The sequence below is a fragment of the Sphaerisporangium rufum genome, from assembly GCF_016863395.1.
GTDB lineage: Bacteria > Actinomycetota > Actinomycetes > Streptosporangiales > Streptosporangiaceae > Sphaerisporangium > Sphaerisporangium rufum.
Genome location: NZ_BOOU01000077.1, coordinates 47909 through 62637, shown reverse-complemented (window position 1 = coordinate 62637; position 14729 = coordinate 47909). Strand labels below are relative to the sequence as shown.

Annotated in this window: 13 protein-coding genes; 10 read left to right on the top strand and 3 right to left on the bottom strand. The window is 75.9% G+C overall.

Annotation, left to right across the window (positions count from 1 at the left end; genetic code table 11):
- Positions 1–302 precede the first annotated feature (302 nt).
- The 7 genes from Sru01_RS28295 to Sru01_RS28265 all read left to right on the top strand — a co-directional run bounded on the left by Sru01_RS28295 (position 303) and on the right by Sru01_RS28265 (position 7972).
- Entirely contained in the window at positions 303–1406 is a 1104-nt protein-coding gene (locus tag Sru01_RS28295; protein WP_203991803.1) for a class I SAM-dependent methyltransferase, read from the top strand.
- Entirely contained in the window at positions 1403–2704 is a 1302-nt protein-coding gene (locus Sru01_RS28290; RefSeq protein WP_203991800.1) for a glycosyltransferase family 2 protein, read from the top strand. The genes Sru01_RS28295 and Sru01_RS28290 overlap by 4 nt, the downstream gene beginning before the upstream one ends.
- Positions 2701–4431 carry a glycosyltransferase family 2 protein gene (locus Sru01_RS28285; protein WP_203991798.1) on the top strand — a complete coding sequence of 577 codons (1731 nt, stop codon included), beginning with the start codon at positions 2701–2703 and terminating at the stop codon, positions 4429–4431. The genes Sru01_RS28290 and Sru01_RS28285 overlap by 4 nt, the downstream gene beginning before the upstream one ends.
- 10 nt (positions 4432–4441) lie before the next feature.
- A complete protein-coding gene (locus Sru01_RS28280; RefSeq protein ID WP_203991796.1) occupies positions 4442–4861 on the top strand; it encodes a DUF3151 domain-containing protein in 420 nt (139 codons plus the stop codon).
- A gap of 102 nt (positions 4862–4963) precedes the next feature.
- The gene (locus Sru01_RS28275) at positions 4964–6247 is read left to right on the top strand and encodes an adenylosuccinate synthase (protein WP_203991794.1); all 1284 of its coding nucleotides are present in this window, start codon (positions 4964–4966) and stop codon (positions 6245–6247) included.
- Positions 6248–6431: 184 nt separating this feature from the next.
- Positions 6432–7073: an RNA polymerase sigma factor gene (locus Sru01_RS28270; protein ID WP_203991792.1), complete on the top strand. Its 642-nt coding sequence runs from the start codon at positions 6432–6434 to the stop codon at positions 7071–7073.
- The gene (locus tag Sru01_RS28265) at positions 7070–7972 is read left to right on the top strand and encodes a hypothetical protein (RefSeq protein ID WP_203991790.1); all 903 of its coding nucleotides are present in this window, start codon (positions 7070–7072) and stop codon (positions 7970–7972) included. The genes Sru01_RS28270 and Sru01_RS28265 overlap by 4 nt, the downstream gene beginning before the upstream one ends.
- Positions 7973–8074: 102 nt before the next feature.
- On the opposite strand, the gene Sru01_RS28260 is transcribed toward Sru01_RS28265, so the two are convergent.
- On the bottom strand, positions 8075–9409 hold the full coding sequence (locus tag Sru01_RS28260; RefSeq protein ID WP_239137802.1) for a glycosyltransferase family 4 protein: 1335 nt from the start codon (positions 9407–9409) through the stop codon (positions 8075–8077).
- 174 nt (positions 9410–9583) lie between these two features.
- Between Sru01_RS28260 and Sru01_RS28255 the strand changes: the two genes are divergently transcribed.
- The gene (locus Sru01_RS28255) at positions 9584–10504 is read left to right on the top strand and encodes a glycerophosphodiester phosphodiesterase family protein (protein WP_239137801.1); all 921 of its coding nucleotides are present in this window, start codon (positions 9584–9586) and stop codon (positions 10502–10504) included.
- A gap of 237 nt (positions 10505–10741) precedes the next feature.
- Here Sru01_RS28255 and Sru01_RS28250 read toward each other — a convergent pair whose 3' ends face one another.
- The gene (locus tag Sru01_RS28250; RefSeq protein ID WP_203991786.1) at positions 10742–11854 is read right to left on the bottom strand and encodes a CU044_5270 family protein; all 1113 of its coding nucleotides are present in this window, start codon (positions 11852–11854) and stop codon (positions 10742–10744) included.
- Complete coding sequence (locus Sru01_RS28245) at positions 11847–12497, bottom strand: RNA polymerase sigma factor (protein WP_239137800.1); 651 nt, start codon at positions 12495–12497, stop codon at positions 11847–11849. The genes Sru01_RS28250 and Sru01_RS28245 overlap by 8 nt, the downstream gene beginning before the upstream one ends.
- 179 nt (positions 12498–12676) lie before the next feature.
- On the opposite strand from Sru01_RS28245, the gene Sru01_RS28240 reads away from it, so the two are divergent.
- Together Sru01_RS28240 and Sru01_RS28235 are read left to right on the top strand one after the other, a co-directional pair.
- Positions 12677–13513, top strand: coding sequence for a hypothetical protein (locus Sru01_RS28240; protein ID WP_203991783.1), 837 nt, complete (start codon positions 12677–12679; stop codon positions 13511–13513).
- A complete protein-coding gene (locus Sru01_RS28235; protein ID WP_203991781.1) occupies positions 13500–14687 on the top strand; it encodes a helix-turn-helix domain-containing protein in 1188 nt (395 codons plus the stop codon). Before Sru01_RS28240 ends, Sru01_RS28235 begins: the two co-directional genes overlap by 14 nt.
- Positions 14688–14729: the final 42 nt, after the last annotated feature.

Genomic DNA, 14729 nt, shown 5'->3' with positions numbered 1-14729 from the left:
GCAGGCCGATTCCTGCCCGGGTCCATGAGAGTTTCTTGGGAAATGCCCAAGAAGTAGTAAACGCCCGGATGATCCAGTCGATGCGTCGTTAGCCTCGGCTGAATGTTCGCCCCATCTCGCAGGTTCTCCAGCGGGGGCGCCGATCTCGGCACGCGGACCCCGCGCGCGGGCCGCTCGCTGATCCCGGCCCGTCCCACCGCCCCTGCCCATCCCGCCGACCGCGCCCGGCCCGCCGCCGATACCCGGCCCGCCGGCCGCGTCCGTCCCGCCGCCGCGCGGCACGCCGGGCGGGGGACCCGCTGATGCCGTCCCCGCGCGTGCTGGCCGCCGCCGCCGCGGCCGGCGCCGCCCTCGCGGTCGCCCTGCTGGCCTGGACCGTCGCCGCCGGAGCGCTGGCGCCGGCCGCCGCGGCGCAGCTCGCCCTGTCGGTGCTGATCCTCGCCGCCACGGTGGTCGCCGTCGCCGTCACCCGGCGCGCCGACGGCAAGGCCCTGCGGGTGGACGCCCGCACCAAGCGGCAGGAGGCCGCGCTCCGGCGGACCGGTGAGGAGATCTCCCGGCTGGCGGCCACCGTGGACGGCCTGGCCGGCCGGCTGGAGGAGGCCGGCCACCGGCGGGCGGAGGTCGTGCTCGCGGCGCTCGGCGAGGACCGGATGGAGCTGGCCGCCCAGGCCGAGCGGCTGGACCGGCTCGACGCCGAGCTGCACGCCGGGCGGGCCGAACTGCGCGCCGGGCGGGCCGAGCTGGCCGCCACGGTGCGGCAGAACTACGCCCAGCTGGAGGCGCTGGTCGATCTGCGCGCGTTGCTGCGCCCGCGCGCCCCGCTGCCCGCCCTGCGCGGCTGGGCCGCCTCCCCCGACATGCTGCGCCTGCTGGTGGGGCGGATCGCCGCCGGTGGCGTGAAGACCGTGGTCGAGTGCGGCAGCGGCTCCTCCAGCGTGTGGCTCGGCTACGCGGTGGAGCGGTTCGGCGGCGGCCGGGTCGTGGCGCTGGAGCACGACGAGCGGTTCGCCCGGGCCACCCGCGACCTGGTGCTGGCGCACGGCCTCCAGGACGTCGTCGAGGTGCGGCACGCCCCGCTGCTGCCGTGGTCCGGCGGCCGGGACGGAGACGACGGGGACGCCGTCGCGGTGCCCTGGTACGACCCGGCGGCGCTCGCGGACCTTCCGGAGGTGGACCTGGTCTTCGTGGACGGGCCGCCCGGCGCCACCGCGCCGCTGGTGCGCTACCCGGCGGTGCCGGTGCTGCTGCCGCACTGCACGGCGGACGCGTGGATCGTGCTGGACGACGCGGACCGCCCGGCCGAGCGCGAGGTGGCCGAGCGGTGGCTCCGCGAGTACCCGGAACTGGCCGGGACCGCGCACCGCGCCGAGAAGGGCGCGATGGTGCTCAGGCGGACGCCGTGACCGCCACCGCCGGGGCGGCCCGGGCGCGCGTCGCGGAGCCGCCGGCCGGCCCCACCTGGGTGGAGCTCGGCTCCCCCGGCGGGTACGCGGCGCTGCGCACCGCGGAGTTCGAGCCGGACGCGGTGCCGCCGGTGGACGAGCGGACCGTCAACCCGGGCGGCTTCCTGCGCGACGCGACCGACCCGGTGACCGGCATCACCTGGCGCGACGGCGGCTGGGAGATCCCGCTGCCCGGCCGGCCACCGGTGCGCCTGGCGGCGTCCGGGCAGGTCACCGAGGCCGACGTCGGCCGGCTGCGCCGGCTGCGCGGCCTGCGGGTGCCCTGGCGCCGCGCGCACACCGGACCGCTGGCCGCGGTGCGCGCGGTGGCCGGGCTGGCCGCCGCCGGGGTCCCGCTGCTGTCCGGCCCGCCGCCCGGCTGGGCGGCGCGAGCGCTCGGCCCGGAGCTGGCCGCCCGGCTGACCGCGGCCACCGAGGAGGATCTGGCCGACGACCTGCGCCGCGAGGAGCACAGCGTGCTGCTGCGCCGGACGGCGCTGGCCCGGCACGGGTCGGCCGCGCGGCGGCGCTCGCTCGCCGTCCGGGCCGGGGAACCGGTGCCGCCGGCTCCGACGATCTCCGTCGTGCTGTGCACCCGGCGGCCCGCGCTGGTGCCGTTCGCGCTCGGCCAGATCGCCCGGCAGCGCGGTGCCGAGCTGGAGGTGGTGCTGGCCCTGCACGGGGTGGCCGCCGCGGCGCCGGAGGTGGCCCGGGCGGTGGCGGCGTTCGACCGCCCGCTGACCATCGTGACGGCGGAGGCGGCGACGCCGTTCGGCGCGGTGCTGAACCAGGCCGTGGCCCGCGCCGCCGGCGCGTACGTCGCCAAGTGGGACGACGACGACTGGTACGGCCCCGACCACCTCGCCGACATGATGCTCGCGCACGCGTACTCGGGTGCCGAACTGGCCGGCGCGGCCTCGGAGTTCTTCTACCTGGCGCAGATCGACACCACGATCCGCCGCCGGTGGTCGGCCGAAACGGTGGCCGACCACGTGGCGGGCGGCACCTTCGTCCTGCCGCGTTCGGTGCTCACCGCCCTGGGCGGCTTCCGGCCACTGCCCCGGTCGGTGGACATCCACCTCTTCCAGGACCTCATCCGGGCCGGCGGCGCCATGTACCGCACGCACGGGCTCGGGTTCATGGCCCGCCGCGCGGCCCGGGGCGCGCACACCTGGCAGGAGCCGGTCGGGTACTTCCTGGCCCGGGCCGCCCGGCAGTGGCGCGGTTTCCGGCCGAGCCGACTGATGGAGTGCCGATGACAGCCGACGACCTCGCCCGCCCGCCCGCCCCGCGGATCAGGCACAACGACTACGGCGCGCTGCGCCCGCCGGAGCCCGGGAGCTGGCGGCCCCGGCGCACCGTCAGCGTGGTGATCGCCGCCTACGGGCACCAGGACCGGCTGGACCTCACCCTGGCCGCCCTCGCGGCGCAGAGCTACCCGGCCCACCTGACCGAGGTCGTGGTGGTCGACGACGGGACCGACCCGCCGCTGCACCTGCCGGAGATCGCGCCGGAGAACGTCCGCCTGCTGCGCACCGGCCCCGGCGACCGGGGTCGGTCGGCCGCCCGCAACCTGGGGCTGGCGGCGGCGGACGGCGACGTCGTGCACTGGCTGGACGCCGACATGGTGACCTTCCACGACGAGGTCGAGGCGCACATGCGCTGGCATCACCTGGCGGACTACCTGGTCGTCATGGGGTACGTGCGCTATGTCCCGTACCGGCCGGGCACGCCCACCGCGGCCGAGGTGCACGCGGCCGTCTCGGCCGGTGACGCGGGAAAGGCGTTCGACGAGGCGGCCGGCGAACCGCACCGGTGGATCGTCGACCTGGCCGCGCGGACCGACGGCCTGCGCACCGCGGGCGACCTGGCCTACCGGGTGCACGTCACCAACGCCGCGTCGGTGAACGCGCGGCTGCTGCGCGCGGCCGGGCCGCTGGACACCGGACTGGTGCTCGGCGAGGACACCGAGCTCGGCCACCGGCTGGCCCAGCAGGGCGCCGCGTTCGTGCTCGCCCCGGAGGCGCGCAGCCGCCACCTCGGGCCGTCGATGATGATGCGCGACGGCGAGCGCGTCCGGCGCTACAACCACGCCTTCGTGCCGGACCACCTGCCGCACATGCGCCGGCTGCGCGCCCATCCGCGCCGGCAGTGGCTGGTGCCGTACGTCGAGGTGCTGGTCGAGGCCGAGCACGCCGGTTACGAGGACGTGCGGGCGACCGTGGACGGCTTCCTGGCGGGCTCGCTGCCCGACATCCGGGTCACCCTGACCGGGCCGTGGGACGAGACGGTGGCGGACCGGCGCAACCCGCTGAACAGCGAGCGGCTGGACCTGCTGCTCGTCCGCGGCCACTACCGGGCCGAGTCCCGGGTGCGGTTCGTCACCGCGCCCGCGGCCTCGGCGGCGCCGGTGCCCTACCGGCTGCGCTGCCCGGCCGGCTGGGTGCCCGGCCCCGAGACGCTCCGCCGGCTGGTGAAGCACGCGGTGGACGGCGGGTACGGGCTGGTGTCGGTCGCGCTGGACGAGACCGACGAGGTGATCGCCGCCCGGCTGGAGCACACCGGCGCCTTCGCCCGGGCCGCACTGGTCCGAGCCGAGGGCGAGCCGCTGGACGCCGCGGTGGACGACGTGGCGGGGACGCACTGGCTGGACGGCCACGGCCTCGGCTTCCGGCCGGCCGCGGCGGCCGAACCGCCGGAGCCGAAACCGGCGGGCCCGGCCCTGGCCGACGAGGTGGCCCGGCTACGCGCCGAGAACGCCCGGCTCGCCGAGCGGTTGGCCGCCGCGACCGCGCCCGGCGGCGCGGGCGCCGCGGAGACGGCGGAGACAGCGGGCGCGGCGGAGACGGCCGGCGCGGCGGAGACGGCGACCGCCCCTGAGGCGCAGCCGGCCGACCGGGGCCCCACCACACTGTCCCGGAGATTGTCCGGCCGGTTCCGGCGATCCGCGCGGGCGGCTTCGAGCACCTCGCGGCCGGACAGGTAAGACTGTGTTCATGGAAATCCAGCAGAACCTGCTCGCCGGTCCACCGCCCGTCCAGCTGCCGGACACCCCGGAGGCCCGGGAGGCGCTCACCTCAGGTGCCAAGCCGAGCGACGTCGCCGCCCGGTTCCCGGCCTACTCCGCGGCGTGGGCGGCGCTCGCCGACGATTCGTTCGCCGCCGGTCACGCGGTCACCTCCTACGCCTTCGCCCGCACCGGCTACCACCGGGGGCTGGACCAGCTGCGCCGGGCCGGCTGGAAGGGGCACGGGCCGATCCCGTGGGACCACGAGCCCAACCGCGGGTTCCTGCGCTGCCTGCACGCGCTGGCCCGCGCCGCCCAGGCCATCGGGGAGAAGGACGAGGCCGAACGCTGCGCGCGGTTCCTGCGGGACAGCAGCGGCGAGGCGGCCGAGGCGCTCAACTCCGACTGACCGCCCCTTGGGGTGGGTCGGCGGACTCGGGTAGTCTCTCAACGCAAGAGCCCCTGTCGCGCTTGCGCCAGGGGTTTCGTTTTTGTGTGCGGGAGTTGAACCATGCCGGCTGTCGTTCTCGTGGGCGCCCAGTGGGGCGATGAGGGCAAGGGGAAGGCCACCGACCTGCTGGGGAGCGAGGTCCACTACGTCGTCCGCTACCAGGGCGGGAACAACGCGGGCCACACCGTGGTGATCGGCGACCAGAAGTACGCCCTGCACCTGCTGCCCACCGGCGTGCTGTCGCCCGAAGTGGTCCCGGTGATCGGCAACGGTGTGGTGATCGACCCGGGGGTGCTGCTCGCCGAGATCGACGGGCTCCGCGAGCGCGGCATCGACTGCGGCCGGCTGCTCATCTCGGCCAGTGCTCATCTGATCATGCCGCACCACAAGGCGCTGGACAAGGTGACCGAGCGATACCTGGGCAAGGCCCGGATCGGCACCACCGGGCGCGGCATCGGCCCGGCGTACGGTGACAAGATCGCCCGGATGGGCGTGCGGGTGCAGGACCTTCTCGACCCGGGCATCCTGGGCAAGAAGATCGAGGTCGCGCTCAACGAGAAGAACCAGGTGCTGACCAAGGTCTACAACCGCCGGGGCATCGACCCGGCCAAGGTGCTGGACGAGTACCTCGGGTACGCCGAGCGGCTCAAGCCGCACATCGCCGACACCTCGCTGGTGCTGTCGCAGGCGCTGGACGAGGACAAGGTCGTGCTGCTGGAGGGCGGCCAGGGCACGCTGCTGGACATCGACCACGGCACCTACCCCTTCGTCACCTCCTCCTCGCCGACCGCGGGCGGCGCGTGCATCGGGGCCGGCATCCCGCCGACCCGGCTCACCCGGGTGATCGCCATCCTGAAGGCGTACACGACACGGGTCGGCTCCGGGCCGTTCCCGACCGAGCTCACCGACGAGGCCGGCGACTGGCTGCGCACCACCGGCGGCGAGTACGGCGTCACCACCGGCCGGGACCGCCGGTGCGGCTGGTTCGACGCGGTGATCGCCCGGTACGCCACCCGGATCAACGGCGTGACCGACTTCTTCCTCACCAAACTGGACGTGCTGTCCGGCCTGGAGCGCATCCCGGTGTGCGTCGCCTACGACGTGGACGGCGTGCGGCATGACGAGATCCCGATGACGCAGACCGACTTCCACCACGCCAAGCCGATCTACGAGGAGCTGCCCGGCTGGCAGGAGGACATCAGCGACGCCAAGAGCTTCGACGACCTGCCGGCGAAGGCCCGCGACTACGTGCGGGCCCTGGAGGAGATGAGCGGGGCGCCGATCTCCGCCATCGGGGTCGGCCCCGGCCGCACCCAGACCCTCGCCATCCGCCCGCTGGTCTAGCCACGACGGCCGTGCCCGCCCGCGCCGACGGCCGCGGCGCGGGCGGGCCGGCGCCGGGCCGGGCCCCGGCGGAACGTCCGGAGCCCGCCGGCGGGTCACCGGCGCCGGGGGACGTCACCGGGGTCCGGGGAAATACCGGTGATCATGGGAACCCGGCGGCGTCCGCCGACACGGTCATGATGTGATGGACAGCCCTCCCACAGACGCCGAGCTATGGACGCGCGCGGCGGACGGGGACACCGAGGCCTTCGGCGTCATCTTCGACCGGCACGCGCGCGCCGTCTACAACCACTGCTTCCGCCGGACAGCCGACTGGTCGGAGGCCGAGGACCTCACCTCGGTGGTGTTCCTGGAGGCATGGCGGCGGCACGGGGAACTGCGTCCCGAGCGCGACTCCGCGCTGCCCTGGCTGCTCGGCGTGGCCAACAACGTGCTGCGCAACCGCCACCGCGCCAGGCGCACTCATCGTGACGCCCTGGCCCGGATGCCCGCCCCGGCCGCCGAACCCGATCCGGCCGATGACATCGCCGGCCGGCTCGACGACGAGCACCGGATGCGCCGGGTGCTCGCCGCGGTGAACCGGCTTCCGCTCGCCGACCAGGAGATCCTATCCGTGTGCGTGTGGGCGGGCCTCGGCTATGACGATGCCGCGACCGCGCTGGGCCTGCCGGTGGGGACGGTGCGCTCCCGCCTGTCGCGGGCCCGCGCCCGGCTCAGGAGGCTGACCGCCTCGCGTCCCGGCGAGGTGCGGGAACCGCCGGGCGGCCCGGCACACAGACCGGGTGAGCGCCATCCCGCGCTCCGGCCCTCAGTGGAGGACTCATGACCGATCCGCTCATTCCCGGCGAGCGTGACCTTCCCGGCGGCCGCCATGCGCAACGAAGGGCACACCTCATGGCCGAGCTGACCAGACAGTCGCGCGACGAAGCGGGCACCGCGCCGCCCCCGCCGGCGCCGTCCCGGCGGCCCCGGTTCGCGGGCCGCCTGGCCGCCGGAGCCGTCGCCGCCGCCGCGGTGACGGTGGCCGCGGTGGCGGGCAACGCGGTGCTCGGGAAGGACGCCTCCACCGCCCAGGCCGCCGTCGTCTGCGCCAAGGACCGCGACCACGTGATCGCCCGGATCATGGACCCGCTCGCCGACCGGCGGCGGCTCGGCGAGGACTTCCGCGCCTGCGGCTTCGACATCGATCTGCGGCTGGTCCCGGCCTCGCCCAGCGTGGTGGGGACCATCGTGATGATGGAAGGGGACCGCAGGATCCACACCATCGACGACCCGTCCTGCCGCACGGCGGGGGGCGGCGCCTGCCCGATCGGCCTGCGCATCGAGGCCGGGTTCACCGGCCGGGCGACGGTCGTCCTCGGGCGCGCCGCCCGCCCCGGCGAGCCCTACGACTCCACCAACTCCTCGACGGCGAAGGGCGAGGCCCTGGAAGGCGTCCCGGTCGAGGGGCGCACCGTCGCGGCGGTGGAGGCACTGGTCGCCCGCGAGCACCTGACGATCGCGCGCTACAACGTGCAGTGGTCGCTGCCGGGCGGGCAGGGCTACGGGGACCTGACGACCCGGTCGAAGGTCGACCCGAAATGGCGGGTCATGAGCGTCGACCCGTACGCCGACGGGCAGGTCGTGCTGATGATCCGGCCGGCCGGACCGGTGCCGCCGGACATCATGAAGAAGCTCCAGGACGCCGGCCCGCCACCGGCGGCCGAACCGGGACCGCCGTCCTGAGCCGGCGGAGACGCCCCGATGGCGCGGGCACCCGCCCCGGTCGTCCGGACCCGGCCTCCCGGCCGGGCCGGCCGGCGGATCTCCGGCGGGTGACCCGGCCGGTCAGGCCGCCGCGCGCGGGGCGCCGGCGCCGGCGGGGGCCGGCCTGCGCAGCGGGATGCCGGACCGGGCGGCGGCCAGGTCGCCGAGCAGCGCCTCCCAGCGCGCGCCGACGGTGGCCAGGTCGTAGCGGCCGGCGGTGCGCAGCGCGGCCCGGCCGAGCCGGCGGCGCAGATCCTCGTCCTCGATGAGGCGGCACACGCCCTCGGCGAGGTCCGCCGCCTTCTTCGAGCGGACCAGCAGCCCGTCCCGGCCGTCGGTGATGATCTCGCGGGGGCCGAACGGGCAGTCGAAGCTGACCACCGGCAGGCCCTTGCTCATCGCCTCCAGGATCGCCATGCCGAACCCCTCGTACCGGGAGCTCACCACGTGGATCGACGCCTGGGCCAGCTCGGCGCCGGGGGTCGCGGTGCGGCCCATCAGCACGACCTTGCCGGCCAGCCCGGCCCGGTCGATCCGCTCCTGCAACCGCTCGTGCCGCTCCCGGGGGCCGCCGCCGTAGATGCGCAGCGTCCAGTCCGGGTGCCGCTCGGCGACGGTCCGCCAGGCGTTCACCAGCCGGTCGAACCCCTTGGCGTGCGCCAGCCGGCCCATGGCCACCACCGTCTTCTCCGACAGCGGGGACACCCCGCCGTCCAGCTCGGGGACGGCGTTCGGGATGCTCAGCAGCCGCCCGGGCGGGTCGCCGCGCAGCAGCCGGGCGTAGCGCTCCCGGTCCGCCTCGGTCAGGGTGACGAACGCGTCGAACCGGCCGTAGCGCCGGCGGATCAGGCGGCGCAGCGCCGGCGGGTGCGAGTCCAGGGTGACGTGCTCCTGGCCGACGGTGATGACCTCGGGCGGAGCGAACAGCGCGGTGAGCAGGGTGAACGCCGGCCGGGTGGCGATCACCACGCCGGAGTCCATGGCGCGCAGGTAGGCGATCAGCCGCAGCTCGGTCCGCAGGGTGAACGACTTCCTGGCCTTCTCCCCCTCCGGCACCAGCAGCGCCGGGATGCGGGAGAGCAGCCGGGCCACCGGGCCGCCCGGGGCGGTGCGGTCGTCCAGGTAGGTCACCCGCACGCCGGGCGGGATGTCGAAGAACGGCCGCTCGGCGGTCCGGAGGGCACTGACGATCTCCACCTCGCGCCGGGCGGCCAGGTGGCCGGCCAGGTTGAGCACGGTGCGGATGGTGCCGCCCATGCCGTTGGCGTGCAGCAGCAGGATGCGCACCGGACCGGAGTCCGGCCGGCCGGCGGCCCGGGCCCGCCGCCGGTTGAGCAGCGCGAGCACCCACAGCGCGACCCGCGCCACCGCGGTGGTGAGTTTCCCCGTCAGCGTCGTCAGCGTGTTCGCGGCCACGGCCCGGCTCCGTCCTCCCCTATGGCGACAATCCCCCACGAATTCGACTTCCGCTCAGCGAAGCCCGCAAACCTCCGCCCGACGGCGGGCCGCCTCGCCTCGCCACCGCGTCCCGGGGCGCGCCGCCCCCGGCGTGCGGCGCGGCGGCGAGGGCGGACGATAGGGTGCGCCATTGTGCATGCGGAGATTCACGGCCACCGGGGGGCGCGCGGCCTGCGCCCGGAGAACACCCTGCCCGGCCTGGTCCACACGCTGGAGATCGGCGTCCACGCGATCGAGATCGACGTGGCGCTGACCGCCGACCGGCAGGCCGTCCTCACCCACGACCTGACGGTGTCCGCGGTGACCAGCACCGACACCGCACCCGCGGTGCCCGGCGACCCGGCCTTCCCCTACGTCGGCAAGCCGATCGCCTCGCTCACCCTCGGCCAGCTGCGCACCCTGGACGTCGGCGTGCGCAACCCGCGGGGCGCGGCCGACCGCTTCGCCGGCACCCAGGTGCCGGTGCCCGGCACCCGGATGCCGACGCTCGGCGCGGTGCTCGGGCTGCTGGACGCCTACGGCGCCGACGGCGTCCGGCTGCACGTCGAGCTGAAGTCCGATCCGACCCGGCCGGACCTGTCCGGCGACCCGCGCGAGTTCACCGAGCTGGTCGTGGCCGAGCTGGACCGGCACGGCCGCCGGGACCGCGCGGCGATCCTGAGCTTCGACTGGCGGGTGCTGCGCGCCGCCGAGCGGCTGGTCGACACCCGGTACGCCCTGGTCGAGCAGGCCACCCTGCATCCGGCGTGGCTGGGCGTCGACCTGGCCGGCGACTTCGGCGGCGACATCGCCGCGGCGGCCGCGGCGACCGGGGCCACCACCCTGTCCCCGGACCGGGTGCTGGTGGACGCCGGGCTGATGGCCCGCGCCCAGGCCGCCGGGCTGCCGGTGGCCGCCTGGACGGTCAACGACCCGGCCGAGGCCGGCCGGCTGCTCGACCTCGGCGTCGCCGGCCTGGTCACCGACTACCCCGACCGGATGCGCGACGTCTGGGCCGAGCGCGGGCTGCCCCGCCCGGCACCGGTCGGCGCGCTCCGGCACGCCTCCGCCTGACCCGGCACCTCTTACCGAAGACCCCCTCCGCCGGCGGCCCCCACCGGCCTCGTTCGAACGGCCGCCTTCGACCGCCGCCGTTGACCGGCGCCTCCAACCGGCCGCTTCGCCCCCCTTCGACCGCCTCCGTCGACCGGCGGCCTTCGACGGGCCCATTGACCGGTGCCGCCTGGGCGGCCCCTCCCGGGCCCCTCGGCCCGGCCGGCGCCGCTCCCCCGAAGGCCGGCCGGCCTGCCGTCAGGTGATGCGGTCCCAGAAGCCCTCGGGGACCGCCGGGATCGCGGGTGGGACGTCCGTCCAGCCGACCTTGAGGTAGGTCTTGGAGTTGTCCTTGACGATGGGCCCTTCCGGCTCCGACCGGCTCTCGGTCCGTGACGACAGCACCTGGGTGGTCGCCGGGTCGATGAGCAGTTCCTCGCGCAGCCGGCCGCCCGCGGCCTCCATCCGGAACAGCTCGCCCCGGCGGCCCCAATCGTCGGCGGCCGGTCCCGCGTACTGGAAGTCCGACCGGTCGGCCAGCGCGCGCAGCGCCGCCGCCCGGACCGCCGGCGGGGCCGGCAGGTCGGCCAGCAAATCCTCCGCCAGCGTGCTGGTGATGTTGTGCTCGTCGTACTCCGACCGGGTGGTGGAGCGGAGCGTGCGGTCGCGCACCGCGGCGGTCAGCTCCCGCGGCTCGGCCGGCAGCCCCTGGATCTCGTCGTACGTCGCGACGGACCCGGCGAAGACGAAATCGTCCGGCGCGTCGGGTTCGTCGTTCGCCTTTCCCCGCACCTGCCCGACGTGGCCCTGGTCCGGCTGAGTGGACAGCTTCACCTTGAGCTTGGGCTCTACGGTCTTGTCCCACTTCTCCGGGGATCCGTCGCGTGCCCAGGCCTCCCGGTCCGCCGCCGTCCTAGGCCGAGCACCGAGATCACGGAAGGCGAACCAGGCACGGCCCTCCCGATCGGTCCAGTAGGCGGCGATCTCCGCCTCCTCCACCTCGTACCGGTTCGGCGCCGCGCCGAGGCGCTTGTTGAACGGGCGGTGGGAGAGGCTCTCGACATGCCAGTACCTGCCCTGCCCGGCCGGCGCCGACTCGGCGCGATCGGCCATCTCCCGCAGCAGGTCCGGCCCGGACCGCACGCCCGCGGTGATCCGCCCGTCCGCTCCGAGCCAGGAGTGGGCGACCGGCACCGCCGCCACCGCTGCCGCCGCCGCGGCCAGGCCGGCCACCGCCAGCCGGAAGATCGGCCGCCGGCGCCGCGGCCGGCCGTTCACCACCCGCGCGCGGATGCCGCGCAGCACGAGCCGGGCCTGCGGATTCGCCGTCGGTTCCCCATACAGCTCGCGCACCGCGTCCAGGTCATTCATGGTCACTCCCTCCGTCCATCGGATCGGTCTCGCCCAGCACGGCGCGCACCTTGCGCCTGGCCCGGTTCAGCCGGGATCCCACCGTCCCGTACGGGATGCCGAGGGCATCGGCGATCTCTTGGTGGCTCAGCCCGCCCAGCGCGAGCAGCAGCAGCACGTCCCGGTCGCCGCGGTTGAGCGAGCCCACCGCCCTGGCCAGGTCAGGCCGCAGGCTCTGCGCGCTCACCTGGGTGGCGACCCGCTCGTCGTGCCCATCGGTGTCCCGCTCCGGGGCACAGCGCCCGAGCGCCCGCAGCGCGCGCATCTCCGAGCGGCGGTGCCGGCCGACCAGCTTGGTCGCGATGCCGTACAGCCAGGCCCGGACGCCGGCCCGCGCCGGGTCGTAGCCGTCCCGCTTGCGGAACGCGATCAGGAACGTCTCGGCCACCACGTCCTCGGCCTGGTCGACACCGAGCCGCTGGGCCACATAACGGTGGATCTCCGCGCCGTAGGCGTCGAAGACCGCACCGAAACTCTCCGGCTCGGCCTGCGACAGCCGCACCAGATAGGCGTCCCCGACGGCCGGATCCCGCGCCTGGGTCACCATGGTCTCCTCGTCATCTGCAGCCTCCCGCGGGCCGCCGCGCTCTGTGGCGGCCGTCACCTCCTTGTCTCCCGACACCCCGGCACGCTTTCACGGCGGGTGCCGGCGGCGGGGCGATCCGGCCGGGCCAGTGGCGCGTCACAACATCAACTACAGTGCCGGCGGGGGTAGGCTGCCGGAAACCGAAGTGACGCCCCCGCGCCGCCCGGCGCCGGCGGGCCGGCGAACGGAGGAGCACGATGCGGGAAGCGGCGCACATCTCCGGCTGGGCCGTCGAGCGGTTCGGCGAGCGGGCGGCGTCGGTGCGCGGGCGGCTGGCCGCGTCCCTGCTGGAGGCGGCCGGCAACGCGCAGGACGCCCAGCAGTCCTCGCGCAGCGGCAAGCGGTACGCCTACGGGTCCACGCTGATGGCGCGCCGCTACGAGGCGCTGGTCGACGGCTTCCGCGACGACCCCGGCTTCCGGGTGGTCCGGCCGCACGGCTCGCCGCACCACCTGGTCGTGCTGGACGGCAACCTTTTACTCCCCTTCCGGTACGCCGAGGACGACACCACGCCGATCAGCGACGCCCGCGTCGGCCCCGGGCGGGTGTCCTCGCTGGTCCGCGAGCTGTTCACCCGGTTCGGCCCGCGCGCCTCCTTCTTCCAGGAGTCCCTCGACCTCGGCGTGGACGAGGACGCCGAGGACCCCGACGACACCGGCGGCGCCGGCCGGCCCGATCCCCGGGTCGTCCTGGCGCAGCTGCCGGACGACACCCGGCTGATCCCGGTCGCCTACGCCGCCAACGCGCAGGCCGGCCTGCTCAAGCTGTTCTGGGGTGAGGCCGAGCTGATCGACGACACCGGCCACGTCCACTGGGTGCACTGCGAGCAGATCCCGCTGTCGGCCGCGCTTACCGGCGGCTCCGCCGCCGCCCCGGCGGTCCCGCCGGTGCCGGCGGCGCGCTTCGACCAGGGCGCGGTGCCCGACATCGGGCTGGTCGGGCGGCCTGCCATGGCGCGGCGCGTCCCCGCGCTGTTCCCCGTGCACGACGAGACCGACGAGGCGCAGGCGACCGGTACGGATGAACGAGCGTAAAAGCGGCCGCGGGCAGGTCCGGCTGTTCGGCGCCGCGGCGGGCACCGGCCGCGGCCCCACCCCGCGCGCGGTGGCCGACGCCTTCGACCAGGCGCGGCTGACCCAGGCGCGCCGGCTGACCGGCCTGACCAAGAAGGACCTGGCCGAACGGCTCGGGGTGACCCCGGCGGCGGTCGGGCAGTACGAGACGGGCGCCACCCGGCCCCGTCCCGACCTGGTGCCGCGGCTGGCCGAGGTGCTCGGCGTGCCCATGGCGTTCTTCCTGCCCGGGCGCCCGCACGCCAAGCTGGACGGCTCGATGGCGCACTTCCGCAGCCTGCGCTCCACCCGGGCGCACCAGCGGGCCCGGGCCGTGGCCTTCGTCGAGCAGGTATGGGAGCTCGCCCACGCCCTGGAGTCGCGGGTGCGGCTGCCGGCCGTCGACCTGCCCGGGTTCGCCGGCGGCGAGGTGCACGCCGCCCCGGCCGGCGACCCGGCGGCCGCCGCCCGGGCGCTGCGGCGGCACTGGGGCCTGGGCACCGGCCCGGTCGCCCACCTGGTCCGGCGGCTGGAGGCGCACGGCATCGTGGTGGTGCTGCCGCCGCCGGACGAGGACGCCACCACGGTGGACGCCTTCTCCACCTCCCAGCTGCCCCGGCCCATCGTGGTGCTCACCGCCAACCGCTTCGACGACATCCACCGCTACCGATTCACCGCCGCGCACGAGCTCGGCCACCTGGTGCTGCACGGCGACACCGCGGCCGGCGACCACCAGCAGGAGCGCGAGGCCGACACCTTCGCCGCCGAGTTCCTCACCCCGCGCGAGAGCATCCTGCCCGAGCTGCCCAGGCGGCTCGACCTGCGGCGGCTGGCCGAGCTGCGCAACGTCTGGGGCGTGTCGGTCGACTCCCTGCTGTACCGCTGCCGCGAGGTCGGCCTGCTGTCGGACTCGGCCGCCGGGCGCGCCTACCAGCGGCTGGCCGAGCTGCGCGACCAGCCGGGCTTCGGCTGCGAGCCCATCACCGGCTACCCCGGCGAGCACCCGGTGATGCTGCGCCAGGCGTTCGACCTGGCGGCGGCCGAAGGCGGCCTCACGATGGCCGCCCTGGCCGGCACGCTCGCCTGGCCGGTGCCCCGGGTGCGGGAGCTGCTCGGCGTCCGCGACCGCCGGCCCGCGCTGCGACTGGTCCCCTGACCGGCCGCCGCCCGGCCGGCCCGCCGGCCGCCGGGCGGCGCG